Here is a 16585-nt window from a genome sequence, read left to right as displayed (position 1 = left end):
CAGTATGTCTAAAACGCAGCGCCCAATGTCTTCCGAACAGAGAGGGGACCTTGCTTCGACCGGCAGCCAGTTTCAGTTATTCGGTGTTAACGACTGTCCTTGTCGCCGGCCGCACGCACCCCGGAGTGACACAGGGAAAACCAGAACGGCTCACCCGATTGGGGTTTGGGATAGAAAGTCGTGGTGCATGCGGCAAGACTTATGCGTGTTCGCCGATGTCCATGAACACCGGGCCCATCATCAGCGCGAACACCAGCAACGCCAAGTGGCCGAGCGACACGACGCCATCCGCCAAGCCCGCCACGAGCCACAGGCCCGACCAGAGGGCCAGCACGCCGAGGCCGACGGAGACCAGCAGGCAGAACAGCCACTTCGCGTCACGCTGCCGACTGGTCAGCCTGACCGGCCGCTCGGGCTTGCGATAACCGCTCCAATGACCCGCGCTCATGCCGCCACCGTCCCGGACATGGCGAGCCTCGGGCAATCCTCAACGAGCGTGCCCCCGTGGCGTCGCTTGGATGGATCGCCGAAATACGCGAGCACCGCCTCCATCGGATACATCACTAGGCAACCGACCCTGACGTAATCCGGGCCATGGTCGACGACCATGCCGCGCATGCGGCGCCCACCGGACCTCCAATTCGCCAACGTCTTGACGCTCGGCCGGCCGCCGCACCACTCGGACACTTGCGCCGGGGTAAGCATCTGACCATCCATCACCACTTCTCCTTTCCTTTTGAGAGGAATCGGTGGAAGAGCTCCCTGATCGGACTGTCGTCGGGCAGATCCTCGAGCATGGCGAGCGCAAAGCACAGAAAGACGGCAGAGGCCGCCAAGACGAAAATCGCCAAAAAAACAACCGCGACGACAGCAAGAATGGTTCCGCTCATTGCTCCGCCTCCTTCGCGATCGCCTCGCCTTTGATGCCGTCACTCAATGCCTGCACGGGGTCGAATCCTGCCTCCACGGCGGTGGCGAGGAATTCGCTCATGCGCAGGTCGTCGCCGTCGAGGTGCCGGGTGATGGTCATGCGGTTGACGCCGCATCGCTTGGCGATGCGGGTCATCTGCGCTTTGGCGAGCAATGCCTTGTCGCGCGAGGCGCTGGTGATGCGCGCTGCCGCCTTCAACGCCCAGCCATCGGTGTGCGTTTGCTGTACCTTTGTGCTCATAGTGGTGTTTCCTTTGATTGGGGTTTGCTCATGGACGATTGGCTGGCTTGGGTGTCTGCTGGATTCGCCGGAGTGTCAGCCCTCTTCGCCGGTGTGACCATCTGGTGGCCATGGAAGACGCGACCCAAAGCGAACATCAGGCATCGCGAGACGTTTCCGAAGTGTTTCGTTGAGAACATCGGGCGTCTAATCGTCGCCTGTGGATGCCGGCGTCCATACCTGTTCGTGGAATGGCGCAATGACGGCGATGGCAATGCGCACGCGGCCAAGGTCATGAGCGACCAATGCGACGTCGTGCTCATGGTTGAATCTCCCCGCTATGAGCACGGTTACGCCATCGTTCCAGACATTGCCTTACTAGCTCCAGGCGAGTCGTTCCATGCCATTCTTCTTCCTCGTGGAGGAATTGACTTGGAACGTATCCGCGTAGTCCTTGAATACGAAGAGGAACCCACCCGTCTGGAGTGTTCCCGCGTATCCAAGCCGTATTGTTTGTCATATCGATTGCCAGCACTGCGCGATCTGGACATCCGGGAAAAACACGCTGCCTGGGAGGCGCTTCGCGAGGCTTGCGAAAGAACGGGATACGGCTCAACAGACGAGGAAGTCGCGCATTGGGCTCGTCAGGCACTCCGGGACGACTTTCAAAGACTGGCATGCTAAGCGACGCGCGGTAATCATCCGTGCTGTAGAAAACCAGCTCCGTGTTGTCCTTGACGAACATGATCGTCACTACAACCACCTCCAATCGTTGACACCTGTCATCATGCACTAAATGATGACAGGTGTCAACAAATCGAGATGCGCGGCGTGTCGTCAGGTGATAACATAATGAGCATGGCTACTAAGTATGTTTGGGGTCCAGTTGACTATGCGGCGAAGCAAGTTTTGGGACAGCTTATTGCTGATAGCGGCTACTCATATCGACAATTTGAAGACCGGATTGGCGGCATTGTCAGCTATAGCCGAATTAGAGACATTGAACTTGGGAGACGAGCGTCAGTAAAGCTATCTGAGTTCCTAACTATCTGCGATGTATGTAGTGTTGCCCCCACGGAGATGTTGCGTGAGATTATCGCCCTCGCCAAGCAGCTTGAGGAGGAAGATGAGGCTTCGAAGGTCAAAGCGGCGATGAGGAAAGCAGAGAAGTCCGACATGAAGCTTGCCGCATACCGCAGCGAAGACAAGCAATCGCTTGTTGATGGAGAGGCGGGGCCGGATTATGACGACCCTGCGTGAGCGGAACCTTCCGCCGTCAGGTCTGTCCTACGGTCGGATGCGCATGCTGCTTTACGAGATAGCTCCGCAGCTGACGGTGGCGAGCGCCATCCTGCCCGGCAATTTGTGCGGATGCTACGACGAGGTTACACAGACCATTCTCATAGACCGGAGGCTTACCTACGAGGCAAAGAAATGCGCACTCGTGCATGAGCTTGTCCATTGGAAGCGTGGGGACCGCGACTGTGGCGATATCGGCGAAACGCGGACTCGGCGTGAGACAGCGGCAAGACTGGTTAGTCCGCTCGAATACGCCGCAGCCGAACGAATCTACGGGAATGACGTCTATGCGCTTGCGTCGGAGCTCGGCGTCACGGTGCCGGTGATAGAAGACTTTAGAACATTGCTGCATGAAGCAGCGGACCAATCTATAGGAGGGTGAAGTATGGAGAAGTATTTCGCACGGCCTGTCGAGGAGACCTACGACGGTTTGGTCGAATGGGCTTCCTCGGCGAATTGCCTCGTATCCACAAGTGAGGTCATGATGGAATTGACCGTGAGAATCGATGGGAAAGACGCTTTGGTATCCATAGTGCCGAAAGGCGATGGAAGCATGGTTCGAATCGAGGACGATTCGATAGCTCAGCAGATCTATCTCGCGGCGGCCCCGGCCATTTCGGAAAAGCTGAATAAATCTGAGAAAAAGGCAGTGAAGGCGCAGAACATCGGCGCCGTTGTGGTGATTGTGATCACCGTTATCGTACTTGCGGTCATCGGAATCTACGGTTATCTCGACGGCGAGAAAAAGAAAGAGCGTCTTAGGGATGAGCTTCGCGATTCCATGCTCGGCTCGTCTGAAATCGAACATGATATCTATAGCGTCGACCGCATTCCGCTTTACGTCGCAGGACTCATGTCGCCTGATGTCCGATGATCTATCTTTTGCGCTAGTTCTCTAGGAGGCGCGCATGGCGAACATCAAGTCGTATGACACGAAGGCCGGCGTGCGCTGGCGTGTGCGCTACAGGAAGCCGGACGGTTCGCAGACCGACAAGCGCGGCTTCAAGCGCAAGAAGGACGCGGAGGACTGGGCGGCCGAGCACGTCACCATCGCCAAGGCCACCGGCAGCTACATCGACCCGCAGGCTGGCAAGGCGACCATCGGCGAACTGTACGAGAGGTGGATGCTCGTGCGTCGTCCGCTGGTCAAGCAGTCCACTCTCGAGACAGACGAGCGCACATGGCGCACACACGTCGCCCCGCAATGGGCGGACCGCAGGATCAACGGCATCGAACGACCGGAGGTCCAGCTATGGGTCAGCGGCATAGCCGCCCGCAGGTCGGCCAGCACCACCATCAAGGCCTACGCCCTGCTCAAGAGTATCTGCGACATGGCCGTCAGGGACAGGCTCGTCGCCACGGCGCCAACCGACGGAATCATCCTCCCCAAGCGCCGCAAGCGCAAGGAACGGCGCGTATACCTGACCATAGGGCAGCTGCTGCGCTTCGCAGACGAGGCCGGACATGCCACGGCGATTCCCCGCGAGCGCCGCGCGCTGGTGCTCGTCCTCGGCCTGTGCGGCATCCGATGGGGCGAGGCGAGCGGACTGCACGTGCGGGACGTCGATTTCGCACACGGCAGGCTCCATATCGACAGCAACGTCACCGGGCGCACTGGGCACAAGGTGGAGACCACTCCCAAGAACCACGAGGTGCGCGACGTGCCCATGCCGCGTGTCGTAGCCGACGCGTTGCGCGAGGTCACCTTGGAAAAAGGGTCCGGCGAGCGCGTGTTCCTCGACCCGTCGGGCCAGCCCCTGCGCTTCCAGTCAGCGTCGGAGGGCAAAGGCAACCGCACGTGGTGGCCGTCGGCGCTTCGGCGCGCCGGACTGCCGATGCTCTCGCCCCACGACCTGCGACACACCGCTGCGAGCATCGCCGTCCACTGCGGCGCGAACGTCAAGGCCCTGCAAAGGATGCTCGGACACGCGTCGGCGGCGATGACCCTCGATGTGTACGCGGATCTCTTCGACGGCGATCTCGACGACGTGGCGGCGCTGATCGACGCGAGCGTGGAGCTCGCCGAGAAGCCGAAGGAATGTGGGCAAAATGTGGGCAGAACGGTGTCCAAGGCCGTTTCTGTGGGGTGAAAACGTTGGAATTCCAACGTTTTCGAAAGTGGGCGATGAGGGGCTCGAACCCCCGACATCCACCGTGTAAAGGTGGCGCTCTAGCCGACTGAGCTAATCGCCCGCGAGGCACCACCATACCGTGTGCCCAGGTCCACGCGCGGCGTCCGCGCGCGTCCGGAGCGTCCCAAACCCCACGTAAGGTAGGGATACGCATCGTGTTCGGGGAGGTACGGACAATGGCACAGGAAACCGCGGACGCGCGCTCTCAGGCGGGCTCGACCGGCATCGCGCGCGTCGGCAAGCGCGCGTGGGGATATGACGTCGAACAGGTGGACGCCTTCCTCGAACAGGCGCACCGGCTCTACGAGGGCGAGGGCGCGCAGCTCAATCAGCGTGACATCCAGGAGGCGTCCTTCGACTGCGCCAAGGGCGGATACGAGATCGCCCAGGTCGACGCCGCGTTGCAGCGACTCGAGCGCGCCGTCGTCGACAAGCAGACGACATGGGAGATCTCGCGCAAGGGGCGCGTGGCTTGGAAGGCGGACACCGAGGCGCTCTACCGTCTGGTCGTCGACCATGTCGACCGCGCCGAGGGGCAGCGTTTCGCCCCCGGCGTGCGCAGGCGCCCGTCCTATGACCGCAGGCAGGTGGACCGCCTCGTCGCCCAGATCGCCGACAAGGCCGCCTCCGTGCTCGGGGTCGACGGCATCGGGCTCGAGGACGTGAGCGATCTGTCGGATCTCGATGCCGCCGCCGTCGCCAACGCCGTGTTCACACAGCGCAAGGGCGCGAAGGGATATGACGAGCGTCAGGTCGACTTCTTCCTCAACGCCTGCGTGCGTCTGTTGAGCCGTCTGGAATCATATGGACGCGTGCGCGACTATCTGTCCGATCCGTCGGGCTCTCCTTCGCCGGACCTCGCCTCCGTGCCCTCGTTCGCCGGGGATGGGCAGGAGGATGCCGGAACGTCATCGCCCGCGCCATCCGCCGCGCCCCTGGCGAATCCCCCCGCCGCATCGGAAACGACGGCGATCATCGACATGCCGCCCGCTTCCGCCGGACAGGCCCCGGCCGCCGCCGGCTTCGCGGGCGAGCCCATGGCCGAGACCTTCGACGAACTCCATCAGGCCGAGCGCGCCATCTTCGCCGCCTCCAGCGCATCGGCGCCATCCTTCGCGCCGATCGCCAAGCCGGTGCGCCGGGCGTCCACGCCGGTGACCCCGGTTCCGGTGCGCGAACCCGCCGCGCCGACGACGCCTGTGTCGCCGACACCCGTGCCGCAGTCGCCGGCCCGGGTTCCCGACCTGTCCGCCGCGCCGGCGCCGTCTGCGACGCCTGAGCCGGTCGCGTCCCCCGCCCCGGCCTCCGAATCAGTCGCCCACGAGCCGGCGGACTCCTCGCTGGCGGCGCTCGCCCATATGGCCGCGGTCTCCCAGGAGATGCCCGTCGTCTCAGCGCCCTCCGAGGCGAATATGCCCAGGCTCGAAACGCCGAGCCTGCCGCAGATCGACGACGACTTCCCGTCGCTGCTGGGCGAATCTCGTTTCAACGTCGACATCCCGGACCTGGCCTTCCCGACGCGTTTCGCCGACAACGGGGCCGCCGACGGCACGGACGAAAAGAAGGAACAGTGATCTCCAACTCCACCGTCGTCATCCTCGGGTCCACCGGTTCCATCGGCACCCAGGGACTGGACGTCATATCCCGCCATCCCGAACGCTTCACCGTCACCGGACTGGCGGCCGGCGGCGCGCATCTCGACCTGCTCGCCCGTCAGGCGGCGCGGTTCAACGTGCCGCAGGTCGCCGTCCCCGACGCCTCGCTTGCCGGCGCGCTGCGCGATGCCCTCGACCGGGCCGGCGCGCGGCACACCCAGGTGCAGGCCGGCCCCGATGCCGTCGTCTCGATGGCCGGCTCCGGCGCGGCCGTCGTGCTCAACGGCATCACCGGATCGATTGGTCTCGAGCCCTCGATCGCGGCGCTCAAGGCCGGCTCCCAGCTCGCCCTGGCCAACAAGGAATCCGTCGTCGCCGGCGGACATCTGCTTTTCGGCGCTCAGACTCGCGACGAGCAGATCAACCCCGTCGACTCCGAGCATTCGGCCATCTGGCAGTCCCTGCGCTCCGGCGCGCGCGGCGAGGTCGCCCGGCTCGTCGTCACGGCCTCCGGCGGCCCGTTCCGCGGCATGACGCGCGCCGATATGGCCGACATCACGCCCGAGCAGGCCCTGAACCATCCGACGTGGAACATGGGGCCGGTCGTCACGATCAACTCCTCGACCCTGATGAACAAGGGGCTGGAGGTCATCGAGGCCTCGCGCCTGTTCGACATTCCGCCCGAACGCATCGACGTGACCGTGCATCCCCAGTCCATCGTGCATTCGATGGTCGAGTTCGTCGACGGCGCGACCATCGCGCAGGCCTCGCCGCCCGACATGCGGCTGCCGATCGCGCTCGGTCTGTCCGCGCCCGACCGCATGACGAACGTCGCGGCCGCCTGCGACTGGACCAAGGCGGCGACCTGGACCTTCGAACCGCTTGACGACGAGGCCTTCCCCGCCGTGTCCCTGGCGCGTCACTGCCTCGCGGCCTCCGAGAAACACACGGCCGTGCTCAACGCGGCCAACGAGCAGGCCGTGGGCGCCTTCCTCGACCGGCGCCTGCCGTATCTCGGCATCGTGGACATCGTGCGCGAGGTCATCGACGAGATGGACGCCGAACTACGCGGCGCGCCGCTCTTCGCCGACGTGGAGGAAATGGGGCAGGTCGAGGCCGAGGCCCGCCGCCGCGCCGACGATCTGATAGACCGGAGGAAGTGAATCGATCCGGATGGGCGCCCTGTGGGTCGTTGGGCCGCCCGTGATGCTCCGCACGCCGCCATCCCCGCGTCTGGGTGGGATGACGGCGCGCGCTGTGGAATGCCGCGAATGACGGTAAGGAGAGTCGAATGCCCGAGAACGCCGCGAACAAGCCCTTCCGGAAAACCGGTGACGCCGATATCAGCGAATCCCCGCTGCATCCGCGCCGCAAGTCGCGCCGCATCATGGTCGGGCCGGTGCCGGTGGGCGGCGGCGCGCCGATCTCCGTGCAGTCGATGACCAACACGAACACGGCCGACATCAACGCCACCCTGGGGCAGATCGCCGAGCTGGCCGCCGCCGGTTGCGATATCGTGCGCGTGGCCGTGCCCAGCCAGGACGACGCCGACGCGCTGCCGATCATCTGCGCCAAATCACCGATCCCGGTGATCGCCGACATCCATTTCCAGAGCCGATATGTGTTCGCCGCCATCGACGCCGGCTGCGCGGCCGTGCGCGTCAACCCCGGCAACATCCGCAAATTCGACGAGGTCGGGCCCGCGATCTGCAAGGCCGCCACCGACGCGGGGATCTCCCTGCGCATCGGCGTCAACGCCGGTTCGCTCGACAAGGAGATCTACGAGCGCTTCGGCGGCCCTACCCCCGAGGCGCTGGTCGCCTCCGCGCTCAAGGAGGCGCGGATGTTCGAGGACGTGGGCTTCCATGACTTCAAGATCTCGGTCAAGCACCACGATGTGATCACGATGGTCGAGACCTATCGTCTGCTCGCCACGAAGGGCGACTGGCCGCTGCACCTCGGCGTCACCGAGGCCGGCCCGGCCTGGCAGGGGACCATCAAGACTTGCCTGGCCTTCGGCGCGCTGCTGGCCGAGGGCATCGGCGACACCATCCGCGTCTCGCTGTCCGCGCCGCCGGTCGAGGAGGTCAAAGTCGGTGCCAAGCTTTTGGAATACATGGGCCTGCGCCCGCGCAAATTCGACATCATCTCCTGCCCAAGCTGCGGGCGCGCGCAGGTCGATGTGATCGAACTGGCGAAGGAAGTGACCGAAGGCCTGAAGGACGTCACAGCCCCGATCCGCGTGGCGGTCATGGGCTGCGTCGTCAACGGGCCCGGCGAGGCGCGCGAGGCCGACCTCGGCGTTGCCTCCGGCAACGGCAAGGGCCAGATCATCGAACATGGCAAGGTCGTGCAGACCGTGCCCGAGGACCGGATCGTCGAGACGCTGCTCACCCGCGCCCAGGCCATCGCCGCCCGGATGGAGGCCGAGGGACAGGCCTCTGGCGCGCCCCTCGCCGCCACCGGCCCCGTCGTGGTGCCGATCCAACACCCCAACCATGCGTAGGCGGCGTCTATCGTCGTACCGATGATAGGTGGTGACGGTTCTTTCCCGGAAATCACCAGTCATAGCCGTAACTATATATAATTTCTGATATAGTTATGGCTATAACCGCAACTGTTTAACTGTTGGGACGGGGACTGGCGCATGATTGATCGCCCTGCATATTTCAAGGCAATAGAGCCGTTCGTCGGAACGAACGTGATCAAGGTGCTCACCGGTGTGCGGCGCTGCGGAAAATCGACATTGCTGACCATGCTGCGTGACCGTCTGCCCGCCGACGACATTCCGCCGTCCAATATCCTGCATCTGTGCTTTGAATCCGATGACATGGCGGGCATCTCCACTCGCGATGATCTCACGGCATACGTGCGCGGCCATGTCGATGCCGCGCATCCGATCCGCCTGTTCCTCGACGAAATCCAGGAAATCGATGGCTGGGAGCGAGCGCTGCGCTCGTTCATGGTCGATTACGACGCCGATATCTACGTCACCGGATCCAACGCCCATATCCTTTCCAGCGATCTGGCGACGTATATCACCGGCCGCTATGTGACCATCCCCGTCCATCCGCTTTCCTTCGCCGAATTCCTTCCCGCCTATCAAGCGGAGCATCCCGGCGTCGACAAGCGTGACGTTTTCCGTGCCTATGTCATCCAAGGCGGCTTTCCGTTCCAGCATGAGCTGGGGTTCAACCAGCGCGCGACATTGCAATATCTCACGGATCTCAACGCGACCATTCTGCTCAAAGACGTGGTTCGTCGCAATGCCATCCGTGACGTCGATATGCTCGAGCGAATCGTCGCGTATGCGATCGGCGAGGAGGGGCATATCCTCACTCCAGGCAGCATCGCCGCGTATCTGAAAAGCCAGCGTCGGCGCACCACGCAGGAAACCGTCGCCAATCATCTCAAGGCCGCGGAGCAGGCGTATCTGATTCATCGCGCGCAGCGGGAGGACACGGCGGGCAAACGTGTGCTCGCGTTCTCGGAGAAATACTATGTCACCGATCCTGGGCTGAGACAGGCGTTGGGTTTTGACAACGCCGCCGGCATCGATCAGGTCATCGAAGGCATCGTGTATATGGAACTGATTCGACGCGGCTGGCAGGTCAGCGTCGGTAAAGTCGGCGATTGCGAAATCGATTTCATCGCGCGGAAGGATGGGAACACGAGTTATTGGCAGGTGACGGTGAGCGCCATGGACCCGGCGACATGGGAACGCGAATTCGGCTCGCTGGAGGCCGTGCATGATCATTGGCCCAAAACCGTGCTGAGCCTGGACGATTTTCCCTATTCCCGCAACGGCATCCAAGGCCGCAATCTCATCGATTGGTTGTTGGAATAGCGAGCCTTGCGTTGGTCGGCGACAAGAGGATTGGATAGGATGAGGAGGATGGAACAGCAGACGGAGCGTGGGGTGGGGGACGTCGCCGGGCGTCAGCGGCCATGGGGACGCGGGCGACGGCTGGCGGTCAGCCTGCCCATATTCATCATGCTGATGGGGCTGCTGGTCACCATATCGAATCTCACTACCGTCCAATGGGACAACGAACCCACCGGACAGACCATCGAAACGCTCACCCCCGACACGGTCGTCACCTTCGCCGCGCCCGCCGGCACGACGCTGCCGGGCAACGGCACATACGAGGTCAAGGAAACGCGCGCCACCATCGATGCGGAACGTCCCTCGACCGGCGAGATGGAGACGCTCGGCGTCATCATCCGCGAACCCGTGGGCGCGCCCGACGCCCGTCCCGGCGTCGTGTTCATGCACGGCGCGGGATATGGCACCGCCGAGAACTCCTTCGGCGACGTGGCCACGGCGATGGCCTCCGCCGGCTTCGTCACGGCCGTCATCGACAAACCTGTCTGGTCCACCAACGATCTGACGCGCGACTATCCCGCCTCCGCGCTCGCCTATGACCAGGCCATCGACCTGCTGCGGGCGCGCGGCGACGTGGACCCGGCCAAGGTCGGCATATACGCCACCTCCGAATCGACGTGGATCAGCGGCTATCTGCTCGAACACGACCCCGACGTGGCCTTCCAGATCCTCCTGTCGCCGATGGTGTATTCGCCCCGGCAGGCGCTCGGCTTCTTCATCTCGCAGGATTTCGCGCTCGTCGGCGCGCACGACGGCTACCAGTCGATCGTCCGCCGCCTGTTCAACGTCGACTCCGACCTATTCGGACTGACGAACTTCGACGTATCGGTGCTCAAGCCCTCGACCTACTCGATCCCGACCTTCATCGCCTACGGTTCCAAAGATGTGATGACCGCGCAGGTCGAGGGCGCGGAGGCGATGGTGCATGAGGCGCACCGCGCCGGCAACCGGGACGTGACGATACGCAGCTATCCGATCGCCAATCACGTGCTGCGGCTTGGAGACGAGGCCGAGACAGGCACACCCTTCGCCGATGCCTATGTGGATGACATGATCGACTGGGCCGTGGGTACCTCGCGCGGGCTCGAACAGACCAGCGAACGGGTCGGCGGCGCGACGATCTACCAGTCGATCGCAGTGCCCCGGCATCTCAAGGCCAGCCGCGCCGGCACGATCTACGGACTGGGCGTGCATCTGATGATGGTGATGTCGCTGGTTGCGGCGATGGTCGTGGGACTGGTCGCGCTGGTCCGCGCGATTCGCTGGCGGCTTGGCCGACGCGATCGCCTCGGCGGGAGTGACCGGCGCGGGCCGGCGCTCGGCTTCGCGCATGGTTTCGGCGGCGTGCTGCTCACGCTGACGCTGGCGACGCTGGCCACGATGATCATCTTCGCCGCGGGACTGGGGCAGGTCATCATGGGTGTGGTGCATCTTGCGTGGGGCGCGGCGCCCGCCGAGGACCCGGGCGTCATGTGGTGGAGCTGGCCGGTCATCCAGATCGTGTGCACGTTGGTCGTCTGGGCGTGGTCGCGTGTGCTCGGGCGGCTGATCGAGGTCGCCTCGCAGCGCGGCATCGTGCGCTGGCCGCCGAGCCGCGGCGCGATCCGCGACATCATCACCGGCGTCGAACCGGTGCTTGCCTCGACCCGTCTGGCGCGCGTGCTGTTCTGGACCACGGCCTTCGCGATGTTCTCTGTGCTGCTGGTGTTCGCGTTCTGGGGATTGTTCGTGTACTGAATGCGCGGCGATTGCCGTCCGGCTGCTCGTCGTCGGCCGTCCATTGCCTGTTTTGCGCCGCCCGTTTTCGTCGTGCGAATGCCATTGTTCGTCGGCTGTCGTCCTCCGTTTATCTTCGTCACGCGGATGTCGGCTTCGATACCGCCGTCCACGCCAACGTCGGCGCCGCGCGTTGCATAATGAAGTCATGCCCTTGTATCGAGACGAAGGCGTGGTGCTCAGAACCGTCAAACTCGGCGAAGCCGACCGCATCATCACGCTGCTGACGCGTGACCATGGCAAGGTGCGCGCCGTCGCAAAAGGCGTGCGGAAAACCAAATCGCGCTTCGGCGGACGACTCGAACCCTTCATGCGCGCCGACCTGCTCATCGCCTCCGGCCGCTCGCTCGACGTGATATCCCAGGCCGAGTCCATCGCCGCCTATGCCGGTCCCATATCGGCGGATTACGAGGCATATGCGGCGGCCAATGTCATCGTCGAAACCGTTGACAAACTCGTCGGCGCCGAGGGGGAACGCATGCCGGCGCAATACCGGCTCCTCGTCGCCGCGCTCGCCGCGCTCGCCCGCCGAGCACACGATCCGCATGCCGTCGGCGCCTCGTATGTGATGCGCGCGTTGGCGGCGGCCGGCTGGACGCCTCGACTGTCCGCCTGCGTCGTATGCGGTCGTCGGCCGGCCGCGGGGGAGAAGACCTATCTGTCGATGCCGGCCGGCGGTCTCATGTGCGCCAAGGACCACACGCCCGAGGCATGTCCCGTGTCCGCCGTGGCCCTGGGCCAGCTCGCCGCGCTGGTCGAAGGCGATTGGGTGGCTCTCGACGGCCACGTGCTCGAACCGGATGCCGAGCGGCTCGTCGAGGACTGGGGCGAATACTATCTCGAACGCCCGCTACGCTCGTTGCGGCTGTTGACCGAGCCGTAAAGCAAACGCCGGAAAACTGATGCGGCGGGGTTGCGTCCACTTGGTAGATTGGTGGATATGGCTTTCGAACACGTCGACTACACCTCCCTGAGCGTTCCGGCGGCCCCCTTCTCCGACCCAGCGCGCATCCCCGACTTCCCCAAGGACAAGGTGCCCCGTCATGTGGGCGTCATCATGGATGGCAACGGGCGCTGGGCCCAGAACCGCGGGCTGGTGCGCACCGACGGGCATCAGGCCGCCGAGCCGGTGGTCTTCGACACCATCGCCGGCGCCATCGAGGCGGGCGTGCGGTATCTGTCGCTCTACACCTTCTCGACCGAGAACTGGAAGCGCTCGCCGTCCGAGGTGCGGTTCCTCATGGGATTCTCCCGCGATATCATCCGTCGCCGCGTGGCGCAGATGGACGAATGGGGCGTGCGCGTGCGCTGGTCCGGCAGACGGCCGCGCCTGTGGAAGTCGGTGATCGACGAGCTTGAATCGGCGATGGAGCGCACCAAGCGCAACAAGGTCATCGACGTGGTGTTCTGCATCAACTACGGCGGGCGGGCCGAGATCGCCGATGCCGCCGCCGCCATCGCGCGCGAGGTGCGCGACGGGCGGATCTCCGGAGATCGTGTGACCGAGAAGATGATCGCCGAACACCTCTACAACCCCGATATCCCGGACTGCGATTTGGTGATCCGCACCTCCGGCGAGCAGCGCACCAGCAACTTCCTGCCGTGGGAGGCCGCCTATGCCGAGCTGGATTTCGTGCCCGAGCTTTTCCCCGACTGCGGCCGCGATGTCCTGTGGCGCTCGATCGACCACTACATCCACCGCGACCGTCGGTTCGGAGGCGTGAAGAGCCGGTAAGTTGCTTGTCCCCGGTCGGCCGCCAGCCATCCCGCCGCACGCCATGAGTACGGTTTTCCGCATCCCAACGAAGCTCATGCGGAAAACCGTACGTTGAGGTGGTCCTAGAAGTACGTTTCTTCGCATACCGACGGTAGTCATGCGAAAAACCGTACGCTGAGCGGCCGTAGGAGTACGTTTATGCGCAGGCTGACGGTCGCTATGCGGGAAACCGTACGCTGAGCGGTTGCAAGGGTACGTTTATACGCAGGCTGATGGTGGTCATGCGGGAAACCGTACGCTGAGCGGTTGCAAGGGTACGTTTATACGCAGGCTGACGGTGGTCATGCGGAAAATCGTACGCTGAGCGGCTGTAGAAGTACGTTTTTCCGCATGACCTTCGTTGGTATGCGTATTTTCGTACGCTTGGGGAAACCGCCGCGCTGCCCAATGCGCCGGCATGCGTGACAGGGCACGGGGAGCTGAGGCAAGGCAGCCATATTCATATGTATGCAAACAAAAGGGACGGGGTCGCGCTGCGTGCACGACCCCGCCTTGATATTGGGTAAGTCCGGACCGCCGTCCCCGGTTCCCCAACCCGGCGGTCCCGTATTCCCCCGAAAAGGCTCCGCTCAGTTCTTCTTCAGGAACTCGTTGGTGACGAGATCCGTGGCCTTCGGCGCCTGCTTGACCACCTTGCCCTCGGCGTCCGTGTAGGCGCCGCCAGCGGCGATGAAGTCGAAGTACTTCTGCGTCTCCACGGTGTCGTTGGTGCCCAGCGTGAAGGAACCGTCCTTGATCTTGGCGGGGTCGCCCCAATACTGGCCGTCGACGATGACCTGCATGCTGCGGCGGACGAACTTCTTCTCGAGGTTCGCATCCGGCGCCTCCTCGACGAGGATGTCGGCGGCGGCGTCGGGATGCGAGTATGCGTATTCGTAGCCGCGCTGCGTGGCCTGCGTGAACTTGCGCACAGTGTCCGGATCCTTCTTGATGAGCCTGCCGCTGGTGATCACGTCGATGGCGTCGGCGTTGCCGGGCACGCCGTAGTCCGGCTCGGTCCAGCAGTTGAGCTTGGGGCCGTAGATATCGGCCTGCACGCCCTCCCAGGTCGCGTAGAAACCGCCGAAATCGGCTTTGCCGCTGGACAGCGTCTGGAAGGTCGAGGTGCCGACCGTCACCTTGTCGAAATCGCCCTTGCCGCCGTCGGTCTGGATCATACGGCGAATCACGGTGTCGGTTTCGCTCGAGCCGAAGGTCGCGAAGGTCTTGCCGTCGAAATCCTTCGGAGACTTGATCGCCGTGTTCGAGGCGAGCGAGCACCAGATCGCGCTCGGCTTCTGCTGCACCTGCAGGATGGAGACGTTGTCGGCGCCCTTGACCCGGTAGAGGCCCACATTCGTCATGCCGGAGAGGGCGAAGTCGGCGACGCCGTTGTTCACGGCCTGGTCGGCACCGGTCTGCGCGACGGCGACGATGTCCACGTCGAGGCCCGCCTTCTGATACCAGCCCTTGTTCTTGGCGACATAGACGCCGATATGGTTCGTGTCAGGCGCCCACGACAGCATGAAGGTGACTTTTTTGAGGCCTTCGGTGTTCGAGGAATCGGCGGTGTTCCCCTGTCCGCAGGCCGCCAGCGACGCCGCCATGGCAAGCGCGCCCACCAATGCGATGGCTTTGGTGAACAGATGGTTCTTCATATGATGAGACTCCCTAATGCTTCTCGAGAGCCGCCGCATGCGCGACGACAGCCGTCCTCTGGGATATGAATGCAGCGGAAACGGCAGAGAACGGCCGCGAGGGCCTCTTCACATTCCGCTGATGCCGGCGCCCCCGACCGCGCCCCTATGAAGAATCGGGGAACGTCGGTTTGCCACACGCCGGCCAAACGCTGCCCAGTATAGGAGCAGCCGTGGCCGGGTGGAAAATCGATAGTCAAAGTGGTGGAAAATCATAAACGAAAACGGTGTAAAACCGTAAATGAAACCGGCGCAAAACCGTAAACGAGATGAATGAGCGATAGCGAGGGTTCGGCACGACCGCTATCCAGCCCACTCTCACTGATCGGCGTCGGGGTCCTCTTCGTCGGAGGCGGGGCCGAGCAACAGACGTTCGGCGGCGTTGACGGCCAGCATGACCACGCAGGTCATGGCGATGATGACGATGGTGGCCGAGAAGATCAGCGGCGTGCGGAAGGAGTTGTAGGCGGCCTGCAGCCAGATGCCGAGGCCTTTGCGCGCGCCGAGATATTCGGCCGTGGAGGCGGTGGCGAACACATAGGCGGCCGACACGCGGATGCCGGAGAAGACTTGGCGGGCGGCGACGCGCAGCTTGACATGCCACAGGGTCCAGGCGCGGGTCGCGCCGCAGGTCAGCGCCACATCCGAGTAGAACGGCGGGACGGCCTGCAAGCCACGGAAGGTCTGCACGGCGATCGGGAAGAGGCCGAAGATCGCCACGATGACGATTTTGCCGGATACCTCGAAGCCGAACCAGATGAGGAACAGAGGCGCGATCGAAATCAGCGGCAGCGTCTGCGCGGCGGCGAGCAGCGGATAGAAGGCCGCGTTGAACGTGCGCCAGCAATACAGGGCGATGCCGATGAGCACGCCGGCGGCGATGGCGAACAGGAATCCGATGACGCCTTCGAAGGCGGTGACGGCCGTGGCGGGTCCCAGCGTCGGCCATGTGTCGATGGTCGCTTCGACGATCTGCGAGGGGGCGGAGATCATCGTCGATGGCACGTGGCCGATTCGCACCCATGCCTCCCATATGGCCAGCAGCAATACCGCGGCGATCAGTGTGGGAATGCGGCGCTTCAGAGTGCGTGCGAATCGTGAGCCGAGCGTGGGGGAGTCCATCGTTCACCTTGCCTTCCGCGCCGGGGCTTGTTCGGCGCATATGGCCGGGGCGTGGTGCGGTAAGGTGAGGAGCCCGCGCGCCTGCCGGCCTTGTTGAATGGGTCGGGGCTCATTATAGCGGCGGAGGCGGGCGGTTGGGAGGCGGAGAGAGAAAGGCCGACCCGTAAGGGCC

18 protein-coding genes and 1 tRNA gene are annotated in these 16585 nt (G+C 63.8%); 12 read left to right on the top strand and 7 right to left on the bottom strand.

The annotated features are described in order from the left end of the window. Positions 1 to 199 precede the first annotated feature (199 nt). From AC1AUD_RS03640 to AC1AUD_RS03625, 4 genes are read right to left on the bottom strand one after another with little or no spacing between them, the layout of a single operon-like run. Positions 200 to 448 carry a hypothetical protein gene (locus AC1AUD_RS03640; RefSeq protein WP_476572175.1) on the bottom strand — a complete coding sequence of 83 codons (249 nt, stop codon included), beginning with the start codon at positions 446 to 448 and terminating at the stop codon, positions 200 to 202. Then, positions 445 to 717, bottom strand: coding sequence for a hypothetical protein (locus AC1AUD_RS03635; protein WP_476572173.1), 273 nt, complete (start codon positions 715 to 717; stop codon positions 445 to 447). The genes AC1AUD_RS03640 and AC1AUD_RS03635 overlap by 4 nt, the downstream gene beginning before the upstream one ends. Beyond that, positions 717 to 890, bottom strand: a complete 174-nt coding sequence (locus AC1AUD_RS03630) for a hypothetical protein (protein WP_476572171.1) — start codon at positions 888 to 890, stop codon at positions 717 to 719. Before AC1AUD_RS03630 ends, AC1AUD_RS03635 begins: the two co-directional genes overlap by 1 nt. Continuing rightward, a complete protein-coding gene (locus AC1AUD_RS03625; protein ID WP_476572169.1) occupies positions 887 to 1171 on the bottom strand; it encodes a hypothetical protein in 285 nt (94 codons plus the stop codon). Before AC1AUD_RS03625 ends, AC1AUD_RS03630 begins: the two co-directional genes overlap by 4 nt. Positions 1172 to 1201: 30 nt before the next feature. Here AC1AUD_RS03625 and AC1AUD_RS03620 point away from each other — a divergent pair, with 30 nt between their 5' ends. The 5 genes from AC1AUD_RS03620 to AC1AUD_RS03600 all read left to right on the top strand — a co-directional run bounded on the left by AC1AUD_RS03620 (position 1202) and on the right by AC1AUD_RS03600 (position 4539). Continuing rightward, a complete protein-coding gene (locus tag AC1AUD_RS03620) occupies positions 1202 to 1834 on the top strand; it encodes a hypothetical protein (RefSeq protein WP_476572167.1) in 633 nt (210 codons plus the stop codon). A 174-nt stretch (positions 1835 to 2008) separates the two neighbouring features. Then, positions 2009 to 2410, top strand: a complete 402-nt coding sequence (locus tag AC1AUD_RS03615) for a hypothetical protein (protein WP_476572165.1) — start codon at positions 2009 to 2011, stop codon at positions 2408 to 2410. Beyond that, on the top strand, positions 2394 to 2831 hold the full coding sequence (locus AC1AUD_RS03610; RefSeq protein ID WP_476572163.1) for a M78 family metallopeptidase domain-containing protein: 438 nt from the start codon (positions 2394 to 2396) through the stop codon (positions 2829 to 2831). The genes AC1AUD_RS03615 and AC1AUD_RS03610 overlap by 17 nt, the downstream gene beginning before the upstream one ends. A 3-nt stretch (positions 2832 to 2834) precedes the next feature. Further along, positions 2835 to 3323, top strand: a complete 489-nt coding sequence (locus AC1AUD_RS03605; protein WP_476572161.1) for a hypothetical protein — start codon at positions 2835 to 2837, stop codon at positions 3321 to 3323. A 34-nt stretch (positions 3324 to 3357) separates the two neighbouring features. Further along, a complete protein-coding gene (locus AC1AUD_RS03600; protein WP_476572159.1) occupies positions 3358 to 4539 on the top strand; it encodes a tyrosine-type recombinase/integrase in 1182 nt (393 codons plus the stop codon). A 29-nt stretch (positions 4540 to 4568) separates the two neighbouring features. Here the strand turns inward: AC1AUD_RS03600 and AC1AUD_RS03595 are convergent. Continuing rightward, positions 4569 to 4642: transfer RNA gene (locus AC1AUD_RS03595), tRNA-Val, on the bottom strand. A gap of 115 nt (positions 4643 to 4757) precedes the next feature. Between AC1AUD_RS03595 and AC1AUD_RS03590 the strand changes: the two genes are divergently transcribed. From AC1AUD_RS03590 to AC1AUD_RS03560, 7 genes are all read left to right on the top strand, one after another. After that, positions 4758 to 6155 (top strand): DivIVA domain-containing protein, encoded by a 1398-nt coding sequence (locus tag AC1AUD_RS03590; RefSeq protein WP_476572157.1) that lies wholly within the window; start codon positions 4758 to 4760, stop codon positions 6153 to 6155. Continuing rightward, entirely contained in the window at positions 6155 to 7339 is a 1185-nt protein-coding gene (dxr, locus tag AC1AUD_RS03585) for a 1-deoxy-D-xylulose-5-phosphate reductoisomerase (protein WP_476572571.1), read from the top strand. The genes AC1AUD_RS03590 and dxr overlap by 1 nt, the downstream gene beginning before the upstream one ends. Positions 7340 to 7467: 128 nt before the next feature. Beyond that, the gene (gene ispG, locus AC1AUD_RS03580; protein ID WP_476572155.1) at positions 7468 to 8682 is read left to right on the top strand and encodes a flavodoxin-dependent (E)-4-hydroxy-3-methylbut-2-enyl-diphosphate synthase; all 1215 of its coding nucleotides are present in this window, start codon (positions 7468 to 7470) and stop codon (positions 8680 to 8682) included. 141 nt (positions 8683 to 8823) lie between these two features. Further along, a complete protein-coding gene (locus AC1AUD_RS03575; RefSeq protein WP_476572153.1) occupies positions 8824 to 10023 on the top strand; it encodes an ATP-binding protein in 1200 nt (399 codons plus the stop codon). 48 nt (positions 10024 to 10071) lie between these two features. Beyond that, complete coding sequence (locus AC1AUD_RS03570; protein ID WP_476572151.1) at positions 10072 to 11799, top strand: alpha/beta hydrolase family protein; 1728 nt, start codon at positions 10072 to 10074, stop codon at positions 11797 to 11799. A 187-nt stretch (positions 11800 to 11986) separates the two neighbouring features. Next, positions 11987 to 12721: a DNA repair protein RecO gene (gene recO, locus AC1AUD_RS03565; protein ID WP_476572149.1), complete on the top strand. Its 735-nt coding sequence runs from the start codon at positions 11987 to 11989 to the stop codon at positions 12719 to 12721. A gap of 57 nt (positions 12722 to 12778) precedes the next feature. Next, positions 12779 to 13573 carry an isoprenyl transferase gene (locus tag AC1AUD_RS03560; RefSeq protein WP_476572147.1) on the top strand — a complete coding sequence of 265 codons (795 nt, stop codon included), beginning with the start codon at positions 12779 to 12781 and terminating at the stop codon, positions 13571 to 13573. A 611-nt stretch (positions 13574 to 14184) separates the two neighbouring features. Here AC1AUD_RS03560 and AC1AUD_RS03555 read toward each other — a convergent pair. Beyond that, complete coding sequence (locus tag AC1AUD_RS03555) at positions 14185 to 15252, bottom strand: ABC transporter substrate-binding protein (RefSeq protein WP_476572145.1); 1068 nt, start codon at positions 15250 to 15252, stop codon at positions 14185 to 14187. 357 nt (positions 15253 to 15609) lie between these two features. Continuing rightward, positions 15610 to 16413, bottom strand: coding sequence for an ABC transporter permease (locus AC1AUD_RS03550; protein WP_476572143.1), 804 nt, complete (start codon positions 16411 to 16413; stop codon positions 15610 to 15612). Between the last annotated feature and the right edge of the window lie 172 nt (positions 16414 to 16585).

Source organism: Bifidobacterium sp. LH_730 (assembly GCF_056355835.1).
Note: the sequence above shows the minus strand (reverse complement) of the source record. Positions and strands in the feature narration are given on the sequence as shown.

Excerpts from the sequence above, each read along its gene's own strand:
- AC1AUD_RS03640 (WP_476572175.1), bottom strand. The coding sequence starts at position 448 with ATGAGCGCGGGTCATTGGAGCGGTTATCGCAAGCCCGAGCGGCCGGTC.
- AC1AUD_RS03635 (WP_476572173.1), bottom strand. The coding sequence starts at position 717 with ATGGATGGTCAGATGCTTACCCCGGCGCAAGTGTCCGAGTGGTGCGGC.
- AC1AUD_RS03630 (WP_476572171.1), bottom strand. The coding sequence starts at position 890 with ATGAGCGGAACCATTCTTGCTGTCGTCGCGGTTGTTTTTTTGGCGATT.
- AC1AUD_RS03625 (WP_476572169.1), bottom strand. The coding sequence starts at position 1,171 with ATGAGCACAAAGGTACAGCAAACGCACACCGATGGCTGGGCGTTGAAG.
- AC1AUD_RS03620 (WP_476572167.1), top strand. The coding sequence starts at position 1,202 with ATGGACGATTGGCTGGCTTGGGTGTCTGCTGGATTCGCCGGAGTGTCA.
- AC1AUD_RS03615 (WP_476572165.1), top strand. The coding sequence starts at position 2,009 with ATGGCTACTAAGTATGTTTGGGGTCCAGTTGACTATGCGGCGAAGCAA.
- AC1AUD_RS03610 (WP_476572163.1), top strand. The coding sequence starts at position 2,394 with ATGACGACCCTGCGTGAGCGGAACCTTCCGCCGTCAGGTCTGTCCTAC.
- AC1AUD_RS03605 (WP_476572161.1), top strand. The coding sequence starts at position 2,835 with ATGGAGAAGTATTTCGCACGGCCTGTCGAGGAGACCTACGACGGTTTG.
- AC1AUD_RS03600 (WP_476572159.1), top strand. The coding sequence starts at position 3,358 with ATGGCGAACATCAAGTCGTATGACACGAAGGCCGGCGTGCGCTGGCGT.
- AC1AUD_RS03590 (WP_476572157.1), top strand. The coding sequence starts at position 4,758 with ATGGCACAGGAAACCGCGGACGCGCGCTCTCAGGCGGGCTCGACCGGC.
- ispG (WP_476572155.1), top strand. The coding sequence starts at position 7,468 with ATGCCCGAGAACGCCGCGAACAAGCCCTTCCGGAAAACCGGTGACGCC.
- AC1AUD_RS03575 (WP_476572153.1), top strand. The coding sequence starts at position 8,824 with ATGATTGATCGCCCTGCATATTTCAAGGCAATAGAGCCGTTCGTCGGA.
- AC1AUD_RS03570 (WP_476572151.1), top strand. The coding sequence starts at position 10,072 with ATGGAACAGCAGACGGAGCGTGGGGTGGGGGACGTCGCCGGGCGTCAG.
- recO (WP_476572149.1), top strand. The coding sequence starts at position 11,987 with ATGCCCTTGTATCGAGACGAAGGCGTGGTGCTCAGAACCGTCAAACTC.
- AC1AUD_RS03560 (WP_476572147.1), top strand. The coding sequence starts at position 12,779 with ATGGCTTTCGAACACGTCGACTACACCTCCCTGAGCGTTCCGGCGGCC.
- AC1AUD_RS03555 (WP_476572145.1), bottom strand. The coding sequence starts at position 15,252 with ATGAAGAACCATCTGTTCACCAAAGCCATCGCATTGGTGGGCGCGCTT.
- AC1AUD_RS03550 (WP_476572143.1), bottom strand. The coding sequence starts at position 16,413 with ATGGACTCCCCCACGCTCGGCTCACGATTCGCACGCACTCTGAAGCGC.